This window comes from Variovorax sp. GW822-FHT04A09 (assembly GCF_058801005.1).
Genome location: NZ_JBXAMV010000002.1, coordinates 317,881 through 333,780 on the forward strand (window position 1 = coordinate 317,881; position 15,900 = coordinate 333,780).

The 15,900-nt window shown below is 70.1% G+C and carries 16 protein-coding genes; 8 read left to right on the top strand and 8 right to left on the bottom strand.

Going from position 1 to position 15,900, the window contains the following annotated elements; genetic code table 11:
• Positions 1–115: 115 nt before the first annotated feature.
• Positions 116–796 (top strand): hypothetical protein, encoded by a 681-nt coding sequence (locus tag AC1RLW_RS12585; protein ID WP_095746526.1) that lies wholly within the window; start codon positions 116–118, stop codon positions 794–796.
• Here AC1RLW_RS12585 and AC1RLW_RS12590 read toward each other — a convergent pair.
• Complete coding sequence (locus AC1RLW_RS12590) at positions 742–1,899, bottom strand: DNA topoisomerase IB (protein ID WP_493193268.1); 1,158 nt, start codon at positions 1,897–1,899, stop codon at positions 742–744. The genes AC1RLW_RS12585 and AC1RLW_RS12590 overlap by 55 nt on opposite strands.
• Before the next feature lie 102 nt (positions 1,900–2,001).
• Between AC1RLW_RS12590 and AC1RLW_RS12595 the strand changes: the two genes are divergently transcribed.
• Positions 2,002–3,069, top strand: coding sequence for a purine-nucleoside phosphorylase (locus tag AC1RLW_RS12595; protein ID WP_369646029.1), 1,068 nt, complete (start codon positions 2,002–2,004; stop codon positions 3,067–3,069).
• 6 nt (positions 3,070–3,075) lie between these two features.
• On the opposite strand, the gene AC1RLW_RS12600 is transcribed toward AC1RLW_RS12595, so the two are convergent.
• Together AC1RLW_RS12600 and dinB are read right to left on the bottom strand one after the other, a co-directional pair.
• Entirely contained in the window at positions 3,076–3,759 is a 684-nt protein-coding gene (locus tag AC1RLW_RS12600) for a TIGR02117 family protein (protein WP_493193269.1), read from the bottom strand.
• Positions 3,760–3,770: 11 nt separating this feature from the next.
• A complete protein-coding gene (dinB, locus tag AC1RLW_RS12605) occupies positions 3,771–4,955 on the bottom strand; it encodes a DNA polymerase IV (RefSeq protein WP_493193953.1) in 1,185 nt (394 codons plus the stop codon).
• Positions 4,956–5,124: 169 nt separating this feature from the next.
• Here dinB and AC1RLW_RS12610 point away from each other — a divergent pair, with 169 nt between their 5' ends.
• Entirely contained in the window at positions 5,125–5,976 is an 852-nt protein-coding gene (locus AC1RLW_RS12610) for an RNase A-like domain-containing protein (protein WP_062477997.1), read from the top strand.
• A gap of 20 nt (positions 5,977–5,996) precedes the next feature.
• Entirely contained in the window at positions 5,997–6,275 is a 279-nt protein-coding gene (locus AC1RLW_RS12615) for a contact-dependent growth inhibition system immunity protein (RefSeq protein ID WP_095949631.1), read from the top strand.
• A gap of 7 nt (positions 6,276–6,282) precedes the next feature.
• On the opposite strand, the gene AC1RLW_RS12620 is transcribed toward AC1RLW_RS12615, so the two are convergent.
• Positions 6,283–6,900: a YiiX family permuted papain-like enzyme gene (locus tag AC1RLW_RS12620; protein ID WP_493193271.1), complete on the bottom strand. Its 618-nt coding sequence runs from the start codon at positions 6,898–6,900 to the stop codon at positions 6,283–6,285.
• 63 nt (positions 6,901–6,963) lie between these two features.
• Between AC1RLW_RS12620 and AC1RLW_RS12625 the strand changes: the two genes are divergently transcribed.
• Positions 6,964–7,524, top strand: coding sequence for a putative glycolipid-binding domain-containing protein (locus tag AC1RLW_RS12625; protein ID WP_492738858.1), 561 nt, complete (start codon positions 6,964–6,966; stop codon positions 7,522–7,524).
• A gap of 3 nt (positions 7,525–7,527) precedes the next feature.
• Here AC1RLW_RS12625 and AC1RLW_RS12630 read toward each other — a convergent pair whose 3' ends face one another.
• Together AC1RLW_RS12630 and AC1RLW_RS12635 are read right to left on the bottom strand one after the other, a co-directional pair.
• Positions 7,528–8,517 carry a Bug family tripartite tricarboxylate transporter substrate binding protein gene (locus tag AC1RLW_RS12630; protein WP_493193273.1) on the bottom strand — a complete coding sequence of 330 codons (990 nt, stop codon included), beginning with the start codon at positions 8,515–8,517 and terminating at the stop codon, positions 7,528–7,530.
• Positions 8,514–9,440, bottom strand: a complete 927-nt coding sequence (locus AC1RLW_RS12635; RefSeq protein WP_493193275.1) for a LysR family transcriptional regulator — start codon at positions 9,438–9,440, stop codon at positions 8,514–8,516. Before AC1RLW_RS12635 ends, AC1RLW_RS12630 begins: the two co-directional genes overlap by 4 nt.
• Positions 9,441–9,558: 118 nt before the next feature.
• On the opposite strand from AC1RLW_RS12635, the gene AC1RLW_RS12640 reads away from it, so the two are divergent.
• Genes AC1RLW_RS12640 through AC1RLW_RS12650 form a run of 3 tightly spaced genes read left to right on the top strand, consistent with a single transcriptional unit; the run spans position 9,559 to position 14,690 of the window.
• Positions 9,559–12,336: a tannase/feruloyl esterase family alpha/beta hydrolase gene (locus AC1RLW_RS12640; RefSeq protein ID WP_493193277.1), complete on the top strand. Its 2,778-nt coding sequence runs from the start codon at positions 9,559–9,561 to the stop codon at positions 12,334–12,336.
• Positions 12,333–13,685, top strand: a complete 1,353-nt coding sequence (locus tag AC1RLW_RS12645) for an alpha/beta hydrolase family protein (protein WP_493193279.1) — start codon at positions 12,333–12,335, stop codon at positions 13,683–13,685. Before AC1RLW_RS12640 ends, AC1RLW_RS12645 begins: the two co-directional genes overlap by 4 nt.
• A gap of 30 nt (positions 13,686–13,715) precedes the next feature.
• Positions 13,716–14,690 carry a tripartite tricarboxylate transporter substrate-binding protein gene (locus tag AC1RLW_RS12650; RefSeq protein WP_493193281.1) on the top strand — a complete coding sequence of 325 codons (975 nt, stop codon included), beginning with the start codon at positions 13,716–13,718 and terminating at the stop codon, positions 14,688–14,690.
• A gap of 24 nt (positions 14,691–14,714) precedes the next feature.
• On the opposite strand, the gene AC1RLW_RS12655 is transcribed toward AC1RLW_RS12650, so the two are convergent.
• Both AC1RLW_RS12655 and AC1RLW_RS12660 read right to left on the bottom strand, forming a co-directional pair.
• Positions 14,715–15,062 carry a hypothetical protein gene (locus AC1RLW_RS12655; RefSeq protein WP_493193282.1) on the bottom strand — a complete coding sequence of 116 codons (348 nt, stop codon included), beginning with the start codon at positions 15,060–15,062 and terminating at the stop codon, positions 14,715–14,717.
• Positions 15,063–15,209: 147 nt separating this feature from the next.
• Entirely contained in the window at positions 15,210–15,866 is a 657-nt protein-coding gene (locus tag AC1RLW_RS12660; RefSeq protein ID WP_095949622.1) for an O-methyltransferase, read from the bottom strand.
• Positions 15,867–15,900 lie beyond the last annotated feature (34 nt).

Sequence of the window (15,900 nt, forward strand, 5' to 3'; positions counted from 1 at the left end):
GGAGCGGGGCCGATACTCGTGGCCTTGTTCCCGCCTTCAGGAATCCTGCCTTGACCGTGCTCCCTGCCGCCTCTCGTCCCACGGGCCGCGCGCCCTTGCGGGCCGCTGCGCCGCGATGAAGTCGTCTCCCAGCGCCCGCAGCTGGATTGCGGCCGGCGTGCGCCACGAGCTGCTCACGCGCGCCCTGCCGGCGCTGCGGCACGACATGACGGCGCCTGTCTCGGTGATCCGCATGGCGGTGCTGATGCTCAAGCGCCAGGTGGCGGCCGACCCCGTCGACCCCGCGGCCTGCGAGGAGCGGGTGAACCTCATCGACAGCCAGGTGTCCGAGCTGGTGGCCGCGATCCGCTCGCTGCGCGACTGGGAGCTGGCCACCACCGACGACGGCATCACGCGCAGTGCGCTGGTGGCGCAATGCATGACGCTGATGCGCTCGGCTTTCGACCTGCACGGCGTGGCGCTCGAGGTCGACGAGGCGCTCGCCGCCCCGCAGGACGACGAGCCGCGCTGGCCCAATGCCGCCGCGCTGCGCTACCTGTTCCTGGGCGCGCTGGGCTACCTGCACGACGGCGCGGACGAGGCCGGCACCATCCGCATCGAGCCCGACGGCACCGACGCGCTGCGCCTGCACGCCCGGGTGCGCGAGGCCGGCGGCGCGAACGCGGTGCTCGACGCCCACCGCGCGCCGCGCGCGCTGGCCATCGACACCGTGGCGCTGCAGAACCTGGCCGAAGACCTCGGCTACGCCGTGCTGCTCGACGCCGACACCGTGCGCTTCGCCCTCGCCGCAGGCTGAGGCGTCCGCAGGAAGGCGAGCAATCGCCGCTCCGCCGCCACCAGGCCGCGCGCCGGGCCGGCCGTGGCGGCGCGGGCCGCGATCTTCTCCAGCAGCGTGCCGGTCGCCGCCGTGTCGTCCTCGCGCGCCAGCGCCTCGCCCAGCGCCAGCACGGCCGGGTGCACGTAGGCCTTCTTGCAGACCGCCGGCGTGTTGCCGAGCTGCCGCGCCACGGCCGCGAGGATGTCCTTGGCACCGGGCCGGCGCTCGCCCTCCCAGGCACAGGCCAGCCGCGTGAGCTCCAGCGCCTGCACCGTGCCGTGCCAGGTGCGGAAGTCCTTGGCGGTGAAGCGCTCGCCTTCGCCCTTGCCTGTGGCGGTGGCGTCGGCGATGTAGTCGTTCACGTCGTTGGACGACACGCCGCGCACCTCGCCCGCTTCGTCCGTGTACTGGAACAGCGCCTGCCCCGGCAGCTGCTGGCACTGGCGCACCACGCGGGCCACGCGCGGGTCGTCGATGCGGGCCTCGTGCGCCACGCCGCTCTTGCCGCGAAAGCGCAGCCGCAGCGCCGAGCCCTGTACCGCCGCGTGGCGGTTGCGCAGCGTGGTGAGGCCGAACGAGCCGTTGCTGCTGGCGTAGGCCTCGTTGCCCACGCGCAGCAGCGTGGTGTCGAGCAGGCGCACCAGTGTGGCGATCACCTGTGCGCGACCGGGTGTGCGGGTGCCGGCGCGCAGGTCGCGCGCCACGCGGGCGCGCAAACGGGGCAGGGCGCGCCCGAAGGCCGCGAGGCGCTCGAACTTGGTGCCGTCCTGCAGCGCACGCCAGTCGGGGTGGTAGCGGTACTGCGTGCGGCCGCGCGCGTCCAGGCCCGTGGCCTGCAGGTGGCCCTGCGGCAGCGGGCAGATCCACACCTCGGTGTAGGCCGGCGGAATCGCCAGGCTGCGGATGCGCGCGAGCGCGTCGGCATCGCGCAGCCAGCGGCCGTGCGCGTCGCGGTAGCGAAAGCCGTCGCCCCACTTCAGCCGGCGGATGCCCGGCATGCCGGGGTTCACGTAGACCAGCCCGCCGGCCAGCGCTGAGGTGGCAGCCGGCGCGGGCCGGCATGGGGTTTGCATCGAAGGCATGACATCGCGCTTGTGCCAGCATCGACAATCGTGCGGTGTAGGACGCCGCACGCTGTTGCCGAGGCGCGCTTTCCTTTCCTTCCTTCTCTTCGGATTCCACCCATGTCCCTCCTGAACTCCCGTCGCTTCTCCCTGGGCAGCCGCGGTCTGGCGCTGTGCGGCGCCGTGCTGCTCGCCACGGCCTGTGCCTCCACCTCGCCCACGGCCGACACGCGCGCCGCTGCCGCCGCCCCCACCGGTGCCCCCGTCAAGGTGAAGGTGTTCGTGGCCGCCATGTTCGAGATCGGCCAGAACACCGGCGACCGCGCCGGCGAGTTCCAGCACTGGTACGAGCGCTACTGGAAGGGCGCGACGCCCGTGGCCGTGCCCGGTGCGCTGCAGCCCGTGTACTGCAACGCCGACGGCGTGTGCGGCGCGGTGCTGGGCATGGGCAAGGTCAACTCGTCGTCGTCGATGCAGGCCATCCTGCTGAACCCGAAGTTCGACTTCTCGCAGGCCTACTACGTGATCTCCGGCGTGGCCGGCACGCCGCCCCAGCGCGGCACCATCGGCGAGGTGAGCTGGGCCACCTGGCTGGTCGACTACGACCTCGGCCACCGCTGGGCGCCCGAAGAGAACAAGCCCGGCGAGCCCACTTTCATGCCGCGCAAGGGCTACGAGGAGTACCGCCGCTTCAAGCTCAACCCCGACCTCGTCGGCTGGGCCATGAAGCTGTCGGCCGACACGCCGCTCAAGGACGCGGAATCGGCCCGCAAGTACCGCCTGCGCTACCCCGACGCCGCCGCGCGCCGCGCCCCCTTCGTGGGCACCGGCACGCACATGACGGGCGACACCTTCTTCCACGGCCCCGGCATGTCCAAGCAGGCGCAGTACATCGCCAAGCTGTATGGCGCCGACGACTACGTGATCACCGAAATGGAGGCCGCCGCCATCACCCTCGTGATCAAGCGCACCCACGGCACCGACCGCGTGATGAGCCTGCGCGGCGCAGTCAACTTCGACCAAGGCCATCCGAAGGAAAGCACGCTGCAGCACCTGGATCCGGCACCGGGCGAGACGGCGGGCGGCTTTGCCGAGACGGTGGAGAACATCGCGCTGGTGGGCACGCGTGTGGTCGACCACATCGTGAAGAACTGGCCCACGTGGTCGGCAGGCGTGCCCAAGCCCTGAAGATCGTCAGGGCTGCAGCACGGGCTGCAGATGCCACGTCACGTTGAAGTCGAAGGGCGTCCAGCGGCTCACCGTGACGCCCGCCTGGCGCAGGCCGCGGCCGGTCCACGTGTTGCAGGTCTCGAACAGGTGATAGCTGCCCCGGGCTTCGTAGAAGGCATCGTCGTTCGCGTAGTGCGCACCCGCGATCGGCACCGCGCGGTCTGAAGGCAGCGTGGCGCGCACATGGGCCACGAGCTGCGCGTACTGCGCTTGCGAGAGCGGCAGCTTGTAGGCCCCGCGCCGCAACTGCGCGCGCTGCAGGTAGGTCACGTGCAGCAGCGAGCGGTTGCCACCCGACAGCGCCCCGAAGGCGCGTGCGGCCGTCAGGTCGCCCCAGGTCGGCGTGTGCAGGTAGAACTCGCGGTCGCCCCAGCCGATGGCGACGAACTCGGCATCGGGCGGCGGCGCCTTGAAGTCGGACAAGGGAAAGAGCTGCAACCAGTCGATGCTGGCCGAGCGGACCGGAAACACCAGGTCGGTGTGCACGCCGTTGCTCAGCACCCAGGCCTCGACCGTCGCAGGCTCGACCGGCGGTTTCGCGTTGGCCGGCCAGAAGACCAGCGCGCAAGCCACCGCCACGTACAGCGTGATGGCCAGCAGCAGCCCCAGCAGCGTGAAGGCGATGCGCAGCAGCCAGCGTCGGATCATCGTCGGGGCGGTCAGAAGAGCGACGCTGTGGTCGCCACCGGCGCCGCGCTGCGGGCGTTGCCAGCGGGCGCCAGCGCCTCGGGGCTGCCGGCCTTGGTCAGCGCGCCCACGCGCACGCCCAAGAGGCGCAGCGGCTGCTCCAGCGGCACGCGCTTCAAGCACTGGCCGCCGACCTGGCGGATGGTCTTGCCGTCGTCGGTGAAGCGGTCGATGGTCTGGTCGCGCGTGGCGATCTTGAAGTCGTCGTAGCGCAGCTTGATGCCGATGGTCTTGCCCACGTAGCCCTTGCGTTGCAGGTCTTCGGCCAGCTTCTCGCACAGGTGCGTGAAGATCGCGCCCAGCTCGGCGCGGTCGCGCACGGCGTGCAGGTCGCGCTCGAAGGTGGTCTCGCGGCTCATCGACACGGGCTCGCTCTCGGTCACCACGGGGCGGTTGTCGCGGCCCCAGGCCACCTCGTGCATCCACGCGCCGGTGGCCTTGCCGAAGGTGTCGATGAGCCAGCCGCGCTCGCGCGCCGCCAGCTGGCCCACGGTCTCGATGCCGAAGCGCTTGAGTTTTTCGTCGGCCTTCGGGCCGATGCCGTTCACCTTGCGGCAGGGCAGGGGCCAGATGCGGCTTTCGAGGTCGTGCTCGTAGACCACCGAGATGCCGTTGGGCTTCTCGAACTCGCTGGCCATTTTTGCGATGAGCTTGTTGGGCGCCACGCCGATCGAGCAGGTCAGGCCCGTGGCGTCGAAGATCGATTTCTGGATCAGCCGCGCCAGCGAGCGCCCGCCGTCGCGCTGGCCGCCGGGCACGTCGGTGAAGTCGATGTACACCTCGTCCACGCCGCGGTCTTCCATGAGCGGCGCGATGTCCAGGATCACCTGCTTGAAGGTGCGCGAGAAGCGCCGGTACTCGTCGAAATCGACCGGCAGGATCAGCGCCTGCGGGCACAGCTTGGCGGCCTTCATGAGCCCCATGGCCGAGCCGATGCCGAACTGCCGCGCGGGGTAGGTGGCGGTGGTGATCACGCCGCGCCCCGTGTAGTCCTTCAGGCGCGGAAAGGCCTCGACCGGAATGTCGGCCAGCGTGGCGCCCTCGGGCAGTTCGCGGATCGCCTCGTCGACGCGGCGCCGTCCGCCGCCGATGACCACCGGCAGCCCCTTGAGCTGCGGGTAGCGCAGCAGCTCGACGGACGCGTAGAACGCGTCCATGTCGAGGTGGGCAATGCGGCGGATCGGAGGGGCCGGGGGCGGCGCGGGCTGGAAACTCACGGTGACAATTGTCTCGCTCTCCGGGCATGTTCGCCCGCCCCGGTGTCGCGTGCAAGAATGCGGCGGAATTTCAATCTCCACGCAGGTGGCGAACGGAAAGGAATGCACGATGGGTGACGACGAGGTGGAAGGCGGCCTGTCGGTCGCACTGACGCCGGTGCAGATGGCGGCGGTGCTCGGCGGCGAAGACGTGCCCGAGTCGGCCAGCCTCAGCAACCGGCTCTGGGGCACGGCGGCGCTGATCGGCGGCGTGATCGAACTGGTCGGCGCCGGCGTGCTGTGCGTGGCGCCCGAGCCCACCATGGCCAGCAAGGTCGGCTGCGTGGTGCTGGGCGCGCACGGCAGCGACGTCACCGCCACGGCCGCGCGCCAGATCTGGACCGGCCAGACACAGCGCACCGCCACCGCGCTCACCGCCGACGCCACCGCGCAGGCGCTGGGCGCCTCGCCCGAAACCGGCGCGCAGGTGGGGCTCGCGGTCGACGTGGCGGTGCCGCTCTTCGTGGCCGGCGGTCTGGCCGCATCGCGCGTGATCGCGGTGCGCGCGAGCCGCTTCAAGCTCGAGCCCGTGCGCCTCATCGAGCACGAGGGCATTGCGGGCTCCAAGGCCGGCGGCCACACCATCCGCGAGCACGTGGGCAAGTCGGCGCAGGAGCTGCTCGACCGCTTCGCGAAGAAGCCCAGCCTGCAGCGCTCGTCGTCGTTCTTCGACCTGGCCACCGCCGAGTCGGCCATCAGCCAGACCGTGCGCGCCAATGCGCGGGCCATTCGCGCGTGGTCGCGCTCCGCGGCGGTGGGCTCCAAGCCCGTGGCCTTCGAGCACGACATCGGCACCGTGGTCGGCATCGGCGTGCAGCGCGGCAGCACCGCCGTGAGCCAGCTCACCAAGGTGCGCGTGACGCTGAACATGCGCACGTACAACGGCAAGCCGTTCTACATCCTCACCGCCCATCCGTTCTGATTTTTCCCCTACGACCCACGATGCGATTCGAACTGATCGACCACCTCACCAAGGTCTATTTCGGCCAGGACGCCGACATCCTCTTCGGCGAAACCGGCGCCGAGATCATGGCCTCGTACCGCGAGTCGAGCACCGAGGCCGAGCTGGCCGCGCTGCGCGCCGAGATCGCCGACTACCTCGGTTCGCACGACGACCTCGAAGCGGCGTTCGCGCGCGACTTCTCGCGCGACTACATCCCCGAAGATTTCGGTACGCCGGCGAAACAGTTTCTCGACAGCGTGCTGGCGGCGGTGCGGTAGCCGGTCGTCAGCGCGATTCGACCGTCACCAGCAGCGGCGAATCGAACATCGCCACGGGTGAAATCACCGGCTCGTCCATCGGCACGGCGTCGCCGTAGCGCTCGCGCATCTTGGCGCGCACGGCCGGGTCGGAAAGGTTGAAGCTGCGGATCTTCTGCAGCTCGCCGATGCGCACGCCCAGCGCACGGTCGTAGAGCTTCCACACCAGCTCCGAGCAGTAGATGCGCGAATCCGACCATTCGAAGGTCAGGTCGTACGGGCGGCCCGCGAAGTCCGAGGTGCGCGCATGCAGGCGCGCCACGGCGCCGGGCGTGAGCCGCGTGTCGGCGTCGCGCAGCCGCTTCACCACGTAACGCCCGCCGTTGCCGCGCGCCGTCCATTGCGCCAGCGGCGTGTAGCGCACCGTCGAGACCGCCTCGAACACGTAGGGTTTGCCCTCTCGCAGCAGCACGATGCCCATGTGGCTGTAGCGCGAGCCGGTGGCGCGCTGCACGGCCAGGCTTTGCGCCGAGCGCGAGGTGTGGAAGATGATGTCGCCGTCCTTCAGTGCGGTGGCCGCATGGCCTGCGCCGGCTGCCAGGAGGGTGAAAAGGGCAGACAACGACGTGTAAAGGGCTTTCGACATGCAGGGCATTTTGCGGGATGCCGCTTGCGCCCCGCGGCATGCCGGTGCCATGATCCGCGCCATATGCAAACCGTCGCCTCCATCCTCTGGCGCAGGCTCGATGCACCGGGCCACGATGCCTGTCGCCTCGAACGCAACGCCTCGGCCTGGCAGCTCGACGGCGCGGCGGTGTTCCGCACCGAGGGCGGACGCATCGCCCAGCTGCACTACCGCGTGCGCTGCGACCTGCTCTGGCACACGCAATGGGGCACCGTGCGCGGCTGGCTCGGCGAGTCGGCCATCGACCTGTCGATCACGCGCGACGCGCGCGGCCACTGGAAGCTCAACGACGAAGCGGTGTCCGACATGTCGCACTGTGTCGACCTCGATCTGGGCTTCACCCCCGCCACCAACCTGCTGCAACTGCGCCGCCTGAACCTCGCCCCCGGCGAAAGCGCCGATGCACCGGCGGCCTGGGTCGACATCGAAGACGGCGGGCTCAGCGAGCTGATGCAGCGCTATGAGCGGCGCAGCGACAGCACGTACGCGTACGAGGCCAAGCGCTTCGATTATGCGGAGGTGCTCGGCGTCACGGCGGACGGGTTCGTGAGCGACTATCCGCGGCTCTGGGCCGCGCAAGGCTGACCGTCAGTCGAACTGCGCCCGCGCCCCAGCCACCAGCGCGCGGTTGCGCCGCCGGTCCGCCGCGATCTCCTGCGCGAAGTCCTCGATGCTCCCGCCGGCCGGCAGGTTGTAGGCCTCGCGCAGGCGCGCGCGCAGCGGGTCGCCTTGCAGCAGGCGGTTGATCTCGCCATTGAGGCGCTGCACCACCGCCACCGGCGTGCGTGCGGGTGCGAAGATGCCGAAGAGCGAATCGCGGTTCGCCTTCTCGTAGCCCAGCTCTGCGAGCGTGGGCACCGCAGGCAAGGCTTCGATGCGCGCGGGCGCGCCGACCGCCAGTGCCTGCAGCCGGCCGCTCTCGATGTACTGCAGCTGCTGCGCCGCGACGTTGGTCGACAGCACCTCGAACTGGCCGCCCAGCGCATCGTTGAGCTGCGGGCCGCCGCCCTGGTAGGGGATGTGCGTGATGTCGGTGCGGCTTTGCAAGCGCACCTGCGCCAGCACCATGTGGCCGATGGTGGCCACGCCCGAGGTGGCCCAGCGCACCGCGCCGGGCTGGCGGCGCGCCAGCGCGATCAACTCTGCAAAGCCGCGGCCCGCGAAGGCCAGCGTGCCCACGACCAGCACCGGCGTGCGCATCACGCTGGCCACGGGCACGAAGGCGCGCAGCGGGTCGTAGGGCGCGCGCGCGAGCAGCGGGTGCAGGGTGAGCGGGCTGATGGCCGAAAAGGCCAGCGTGTGGCCGTCGGGCGTGGCGCGTGCGAGCGCATCCATGCCCAGGCTGCCGCCCGCGCCGGCGCGGTGTTCGATGAGCACCGGCACGCCCAGCGACTGCGCCAGCGGCTCGGCCAGCGCGCGCGCCATGCCGTCGCTCACGCCGCCGGGCGGGTAGACCACGATCAGGCGCACGGGGCGATGGGGCCAGGGCAGGGCAGCGTGCGACAGGTGCGGCAACGCGCACGCAGCCGCGAAGCCGATGCGTTGCAGGAAATGGCGGCGCAGCAGCGGCAGGGTCATGCGGCAGCGTTCCCCTCGGCCAGCCCACGCAGCAGCGCCGCGAAGTGCCGCGCCGGCAGGTTGTCTTCGTCCGCGCGCGACACCAGCGTGAGCGGCGCGTCGAGCTGGCCGCCGTCGGCCAGCCGCGAGTAGGCGATGGCGTGCGCGTGCACGCCGGTCATCGAGGTCGGCACCACCGACAGGCCGACGCCCGCGGCCACGAGGTTCAGGTTGGTCATCATGCGATCGACTTCAGCCACCACGCGCGGGCGCAGGCCCTGCGCGTGGCACAGCGCGAGCAGCTCGGCATAGAGGCCGGGCGCGCCCGGGCGGCGCACGAGGATGATGCCCTCTTCGCAGAGTTTCGACAGCGGCAGCGGCTTCGCCGGCTTCTTGCCATGGGCAGACGGCGCGAAGCGGTGATCGCTCGGCATCGCGACCCACACGGGCTCGCGCAGCAGCGTCTCGAACACCAGCCCCTCGGGCCGCGCCACCGGCACGCGCAGCAGGCCGCAGTGCAGCCGGCCCGCGGCCAGCGCCTCGGTGAGCTCGGCGGCGTTGTCTTCGCGCAGCTGCAGTTCCACGCCGGGGTGCGCGCGGCGAAAGGCGCGCAGCGCCTCGGGCATGAAGCGGTGCGCCGCGGCCGAGCTGGTGAAGCCGACCGCCAGCGTGCCGGTCTGGCCCTGGGCCACGCGCGCCATGCGCTGTTTCATGGCCTCCATGTCCTGCAGCATGCGCAGCGCCTCGGCCTGGAACAGCCGGCCGGCGTCGGTGAGCGCCACGCCGCGCGGATGGCGCTTGAACAGCAGCACGCCCAGCTCGCGCTCCAGCGCCTTGATCTGCAGGCTCAGCGGCGGCTGCTGGATGCCCAGCTGCTCGGCGGCGCGCGTCATGTGGCCGGTGCCGGCCACGGCCACGAAGTACCTCAGGGCGCGTATATCCATATGTTTTTTGTATTGAATGGGCCTTGTTATTTTATTTGACCCTAGGTCACACGGAATCTATCGTCCGGCCGCCCCTTCACAAAGCCGCCCGCCGAGGCGGCATGCCGGAGACAAATCCATGCGCACACCGCGCCCTGCCTCGAAGTTTCGTGTCGTCGTTTCGTTGATCGGTATCTCGCTGGTCCTGGCCGCCTGCGGTGGCGGCAGCGGGGGAGGAGGAAGCCCCGGCTTCTTCCTGCCGACCCCGCCGCCCGCCAGCGGCAACACCCCGCCGGCCGAGGAGCCGCCCGGCACGGCCCCCCCGCCCGTGCTGCCCGTCGTGGCCTGCGCCGACCTCGCCGGCAAGAGCCTGCCCGCCGCGCTCATCAGCCTGCCCACGCAGGGCGCCACCGTCACCAGCGCCACGCCCGTGGCCGCGGGCGACGCTGGCAGCACCCTGGGCGATTACTGCCGCGTGCGCGGCACCATCGCGCCGGTGGACCCGGCCTCGCAGCTCATCCACTTCGCGGTCAACCTGCCCGAGCAGTGGAACCAGAAGACCATCCACTTCGGCGGCGGCGGCTTCGACGGCGTGCTCATCGACGGCACCGAGGTCATCCGCTTCGGCCCCGCCGGCAAGCCCGCGCCGCTGGCGCTGGGCTACGCCACCTATGGCGACGATTCGGGCCACCAGTCGAGCAGCATCACCGACGGCAAGTTCGCGGCCAACGACGAGCAGCTGGCCAACTACGGCGGCCAGTCGCTCAAGAAGACGCGCGACGTGGCGCAAGCGCTGGTGTTCGCGCGCTATGCCGTGAAGCCCAAACACGCCTACTTCCTCGGCACCTCGACCGGCGGGCGCGACGCACTGAGCTACATCCAGCGCTGGCCGCAGGACTACGACGGCGTGATCGCCAACGAGCCCGCGCTCAACTACACCGGCACGCGCCTGTCGAACGTGGCGGTGGGCCGCGCGCTGTACAACGACGGCGGCAAGGGCTGGCTCAACCTCACGGAGACGCTGCTGGTGCAGAAGGCCGCGATGCAGGCCTGCGACAAGCTCGACGGCGCGATCGACAACATCGTGAGCAATGTGGAGAGCTGCCGCCAGCTCAACACGCAGATCCTCGCGTCGCTGCGCTGCCCCAACGGCGCCGACACGGCGGACACCTGCCTGTCGGACGCGCAGATCGACACGGTGCACGCCATCGAATCGCCGCTCGAGTTCACGAGCTATTCGCTTGCCAACGGCGTGAAGCGCGCGGGCGGCTACAACCTGCTCGAAGGCGCGTTGGTGGCCGGCCCGTACACCACGCGCGACCTCGGCACGCGCAAGGCGCCGGGCAACCCCGCCACCTCGGCCGACGCCAACATGTACGTCACGGGCGACCAGTGGGTGAAGTTCTTCGTCACGCGCGATGCCGGTTTCAACACGCTCACCTTCGATCCGCAGAACCCCGGCACGTACGCGGCGCGCGTGGCCGAGGTGTCGAAGCTCACCGACGCGACCGATCCGAACCTCGCGCCCTTCTTTGCGCGCGGCGGCAAGCTGATCATGCTGCACGGCCTGGCCGACGAGGTGATCAGCCCCAACTCGACCATCGACTACTACCGGCAGCTCGTCGCCACGCTGGGCCAGGCCGCGGTCACGCAGAACGTGCGCTTCTACACCGTGCCCGGCATGGGCCACGGCACCGGCAGCTTCATTCCCAACTGGGACTCGCTCGCGGCGCTCGAAGGCTGGGTCGAGGCCGGCCTCGCGCCCGCCACGCCCGTCGCGGTGGACGCCGTGGCCGGCAGCTACGGCCGCACGCGCCCGCTGTGCCAGTTTCCGTCGTGGCCCAAGTACCGCGGCAGCGGCAGCCTCGATGCGGCCGTCAACTTCAGCTGCGTGACCGAGGTCGGCGACCCGCTGGCCTGCCCGAACCTGCCGGCGAGCGCAACGCGCTACAAAGGCGGCAACAGCTTCGGCGAGGAACTGCAGGTGCAGATCGACCCGGCCACCCTGGCCTACACCGTGACCATCGATGCCAGCCACGTACCCACGCGGGTCGGCACGCAGCGCAGCGGCTCGCTCGTGTCGCAGGGCAGCTGCAGCTACGCGAGCGGCGAGAGCGGCGCGGTGTTCAGCTTCGGCGCCGGCGGCGTGCTGCTGGGCGGCGTGAACCCGCCGAGCGGCAGCGGCTTCTCGCCGCTGGTGGCGTTCCAGAACACCTTCCAGAATGTGTCGCCGTCGACGGACTTCCGCACCGTGTCGCTGATCTTCAATGCGGCCGGCGTGGAGCAGCTCGGTGCGGGCACCACGGCGGCGTTCTCGTCGGCGGGGCGGCTGCGCAATGCGGGCACCTTCCAGTTCTGCCGCAGCCCGGCGTCGAACAGCTTCATGACCTATGACCAGACCTGCAAGAACACCGAGAAGGGCTACCTCAGCTACAGCACGGCGCGTGGCGCCTTCGACATGTACACGACCTCGACCTCGTCGAGCGGCACCGCCGAGACCACCGGCGGCACGCTCACCGGTTCGGTGGTGATCGGGCTGGTCAACGGCGTGTCGACGCCGCTGTACCTGCGCCGCGTGGCCACCGCCGTGCCGGCGGGCGACACCCCCAGCGGCGCGGCCACCGTCATCCAGCCGGGTCTGCGCCTGCTCGCGGTGCAGCAGACCCTGATGCGCGGCGCGGCCGACGGCAGCTACGCCATGGCCAGCGTGAAGGGCGAAAGCCGCGAGGCCACCGTGGTTGGCACGGCCTTCAACCTCGGCGGCGCGGCCACCACGCTGGGCTACGACACGCCGGTGCTCGGCGTGGCGCAGGCCGGCGCCGGCCGGCCGGGCCACCTCATCTTCAACAGCGGCGTCGTGGCCTTCGCCTCCACCGACGGAGCGAACGCGACGCTGGACCTCGGAGTACGCCATTGAAAAAATACCTCTCGCAACTTGCCGCCTTCGCCTTGCTGGGCGCCGCGCCGCTGCTGTCCACGCACGCGGCACCCGTCACCGCGCCGAAGCCCACGGCCTGCCCGTCGCCCGTGCCCGAGAGCGCACGCTGCTACACCGGTGAAGACGGCGCGGGCTCGTTCTACTGGATCGCCATTCCGAAAGACTGGCAGCGCGGCGTACTCGTGATGCACGCGCACGGTGGCCCCGAGACCGGTGCGCCCAAGCTCGCGCGCAGCGAGGAAGACCTCAAGCGCTGGGCCGTCACCGTGAAGGCCGGCTATGCCTGGGCCGGTTCCACGTACCGGCGCGGCGGCTACGGCGTGACGATGGCGGCGCAAGACACCGAGCGGCTGCGCCAGATCGTCGTGCGCCACTTCGGCACGCCCCAGCGCACGCTGCTGCACGGGCAGAGCTACGGCGCGGGCGTGGCGGCGAAGGCGGCCGAGCTCTATGCGCCGTTGGGCGATGCGAAGTCGCCGTACGACGGCCTGCTGCTCACCAGCGGCGTGCTCGGCGGCGGCAACAGCGCCTACGACTTCCGGCTCGACCTGCGCGTGGTGTACCAGTACGTCTGCCGCAACCATCCCAAGCCCGACGAGCCCCAGTACCCGCTGTGGATGGGTCTGCCGATGGACGCGAAGCTCACGCGCGCGGACCTCGCGGCGCGCGTCAAGGACTGCACCGGCGTCGGCACGCCCGCCGCGCAGCGCACGCCCGAGCAGGCGGCGCGGCTGAAGACGATCCTGTCGGTCGTGAAGATTCCCGAACGCTCGCTCGTCGGCCACCTCAACTGGGCGACGTGGCTGTTCCAGGACCTCGTGCAGCAGCGCCTGAAGGGCCGCAACCCCTTCGGCAACATCGGCGTGGTCTACAGCGGCTCGGCCGACGATGCGGCGCTCAATGCCGGCGTGCAGCGCTACGCGGCCGACCCGCAGGCCCAGGGCGCACTCGCGGCCGACAGCCAGCCCACCGGCCGCACCTCGCTGCCCACCGTGGGCCTGCATGCCATCGACGACCCCACGGCCTTCGTCGAACTCGAGAACGCCTACCGCCGCATCCGCGACGCGGCCGGCACCGGCGGCAACTTGGTGCAGAGCTTCAGCGCCGAGCGCGAGCACAGCTACCTCAGCGACTCGGAATACCCCGCGCTCTTCGGCGCGCTGCTCGACTGGATCGACAAGGGCGAGAAGCCCACGCCCCAGAGCCTCGCGCAACGTTGCGCGTCGCTCATGCCGCGCTACGACACCGACGGCAAGAACGGCTGCCACATCAAACCCGAGTGGCAGCCCCCGACGCTCGAAAGCCGCGTGCCTTCGCGCGCGCCCTGATTTTTCTTTTTGACCTTGACGGAGACTTTCATGAAAAAAATGTTCGCCCTTGCGGCCGTGGCCCTTGCCGTGTGCGCCCACGCGCAGGACTTTCCCGCGGGCAAGCCCGTGACCATCGTCGTGCCCTTCGCGGCCGGCGGCCCGACCGACCGCGTCGCGCGCGACCTCGCCGAGGCACTGCGCAAGCCGCTGGGCGGCGCCAGCGTCATCATCGACAACGTGCCCGGCGCGGGCAGCTCCATCGGCGCGGCCAAGGTCGCGCGCGCCAACCCCGACGGCTACACGCTGCTGCTCAACCACATCGCGATGGCGACCGTGCCGACGCTGGTGCGCAACGTGCAGTTCAAGGTCGAGACCGACTTCGAGTACCTGGGCATCGTCAACGACGTGCCCATGACGCTCATCGCCAAGCCCAGCCTGCCGGCCACCAACTACAAGGAACTGACGGCCTGGATTGCTGCCAACAAGGGCAAGATCAACCTGGGCAACGCAGGCATCGGTTCGGCCTCGCACCTGTGCGGCTTGCTCTACCAGAGCGCCACGAAGACCGAGATGACGCCCGTGCCTTACAAGGGCACGGCACCGGCCATCACCGACCTGATCGGCGGCCAGATCGACCTCTTGTGCGACCAGAGCACCAACACCTCGCCGCAGATCGAGGCGAAGAAGGTCAAGGCCTATGCCGTGACCACGCCCAAGCGCCTGACCACGCCGCTCTTGAAAGACCTGCCCACGCTCGACGAGGCCGGCCTGAAGAATTTCCAGGTGACGATCTGGCACGGCCTGTACGCGCCCAAGGGCACGCCCGCGCCGGTGCTCAAGAAGATCAGCGACGCGCTGAAGGCGGCACTGAAAGATGCGGACTTCATCAAGCGCGAGGAAGCACTCGGCGCCGTGGTCGCCACCGACGGCCGCATCGAACCCGAGGGGCACAAGAAGTTCGTGGCGGCGGAGATTGCGAAGTGGAGTCCGATCATCAAGGCGGCGGGGGTGTACGCGGACTGAGGTTGTCGGCCGCGCGCATCGCGCTCAGAGCCCGTGGATGGCAACGGTGGCCCAGAAGGCGGCCCACACGCCGATCAGCCCCAGCAGTGCCATGACGGCGACGTAGGCGATGAAGTACGTCACGCGTCTTGCGATGCTTGGGGTGGCTGGGACCTGCCACCAGTAGATCAACCCTGCCCACAAGAGCAGGGCGCAGGCGACGAGGGCTACACCGGTCCCTGTCAGTGTCAGGACCTGGCGTCGCGCCAGGCCGGTGAGCAGGACATTGAGGACCGGGATCGAAACGACCCACGTCAGCACGCTCAGCACCAGCCGTAGGCCGGCATTCATCGAATCGCGTCGCGCGGTGCTGCGTGAGCTCTGTACTGTCATTTTTTCTCTCCCTGTCGGACCGTTGTGGCCTTCGGAAAATCATAGGGAGAGTGGTCTCATACGCTCAAAGCGGTCACACAGTAATCATCGATGACCGTGACGCAAGTGACTTGTGAGCCGCTGCAATCGCAAACCGATCGTGAGCCCTCACCCCAACCGCATCGACAACTCCACGTCACCGCCAAACGGAACCGACAGATACCCGCTGTCAGGCGAGCGCACGCGCGCCAGGTACTCCGGGCTGTGGTCGGCGTTGTCCGCCACGATCAGCGCGCCCGGCCGCAGGCGCGGTTCGACCAGCGCCAGCACGTCGGGGTAGAGCGCCTTGGCGCCATCGAGCAGCAACAGGTCGATGGAGGCGGGCAGGTCGACCGCCAGCGTCTGCAGCGCATCGCCTTCACGGATCTCGACCAGGTCGGCCACGCCGCCTTCGGCCAGGTGCGCGCGGGCCCTGGCGACCTTCGTGGGCTCGAACTCGCTGCCGATCAGGCGGCCGCCGCCGTTGTCGCGCAGCGCCGCGGCCATGTACAGGGTGGACAGGCCGAAGGAGGTGCCGTACTCCACGATGTGGCGCGCGTTGGTGCTGCGCGCCAGTTGGTACAGCAGCACGCCGGTCTCGCGCGACACCGGCAGCCACAGATCCTTGAGCCGGCTGTAGAGCGCGATGTACTCGGTCTTGCTGTGCATCAGCCGGTGGCGTTCCTCTGGGCTGACGTCGGCGATGGCCGGACTGGTGGCCGCGCTGGCCTCCTGGAACAGGCGGTCCAGCAAGGGCGCCAGGGGTGCGGTGGTCAAGGTGGTCACGGGGTTCTTTCGTGTGAAAAGCAGATGAGAAATA

Excerpts from the sequence above, each read along its gene's own strand:
- AC1RLW_RS12585 (WP_095746526.1), top strand. The coding sequence starts at position 116 with ATGAAGTCGTCTCCCAGCGCCCGCAGCTGGATTGCGGCCGGCGTGCGC.
- AC1RLW_RS12590 (WP_493193268.1), bottom strand. The coding sequence starts at position 1,899 with ATGCCTTCGATGCAAACCCCATGCCGGCCCGCGCCGGCTGCCACCTCA.
- AC1RLW_RS12595 (WP_369646029.1), top strand. The coding sequence starts at position 2,002 with ATGTCCCTCCTGAACTCCCGTCGCTTCTCCCTGGGCAGCCGCGGTCTG.
- AC1RLW_RS12600 (WP_493193269.1), bottom strand. The coding sequence starts at position 3,759 with ATGATCCGACGCTGGCTGCTGCGCATCGCCTTCACGCTGCTGGGGCTG.
- dinB (WP_493193953.1), bottom strand. The coding sequence starts at position 4,955 with ATGGACGCGTTCTACGCGTCCGTCGAGCTGCTGCGCTACCCGCAGCTC.
- AC1RLW_RS12610 (WP_062477997.1), top strand. The coding sequence starts at position 5,125 with ATGGGTGACGACGAGGTGGAAGGCGGCCTGTCGGTCGCACTGACGCCG.
- AC1RLW_RS12615 (WP_095949631.1), top strand. The coding sequence starts at position 5,997 with ATGCGATTCGAACTGATCGACCACCTCACCAAGGTCTATTTCGGCCAG.
- AC1RLW_RS12620 (WP_493193271.1), bottom strand. The coding sequence starts at position 6,900 with ATGTCGAAAGCCCTTTACACGTCGTTGTCTGCCCTTTTCACCCTCCTG.
- AC1RLW_RS12625 (WP_492738858.1), top strand. The coding sequence starts at position 6,964 with ATGCAAACCGTCGCCTCCATCCTCTGGCGCAGGCTCGATGCACCGGGC.
- AC1RLW_RS12630 (WP_493193273.1), bottom strand. The coding sequence starts at position 8,517 with ATGACCCTGCCGCTGCTGCGCCGCCATTTCCTGCAACGCATCGGCTTC.
- AC1RLW_RS12635 (WP_493193275.1), bottom strand. The coding sequence starts at position 9,440 with ATGGATATACGCGCCCTGAGGTACTTCGTGGCCGTGGCCGGCACCGGC.
- AC1RLW_RS12640 (WP_493193277.1), top strand. The coding sequence starts at position 9,559 with ATGCGCACACCGCGCCCTGCCTCGAAGTTTCGTGTCGTCGTTTCGTTG.
- AC1RLW_RS12650 (WP_493193281.1), top strand. The coding sequence starts at position 13,716 with ATGAAAAAAATGTTCGCCCTTGCGGCCGTGGCCCTTGCCGTGTGCGCC.
- AC1RLW_RS12655 (WP_493193282.1), bottom strand. The coding sequence starts at position 15,062 with ATGACAGTACAGAGCTCACGCAGCACCGCGCGACGCGATTCGATGAAT.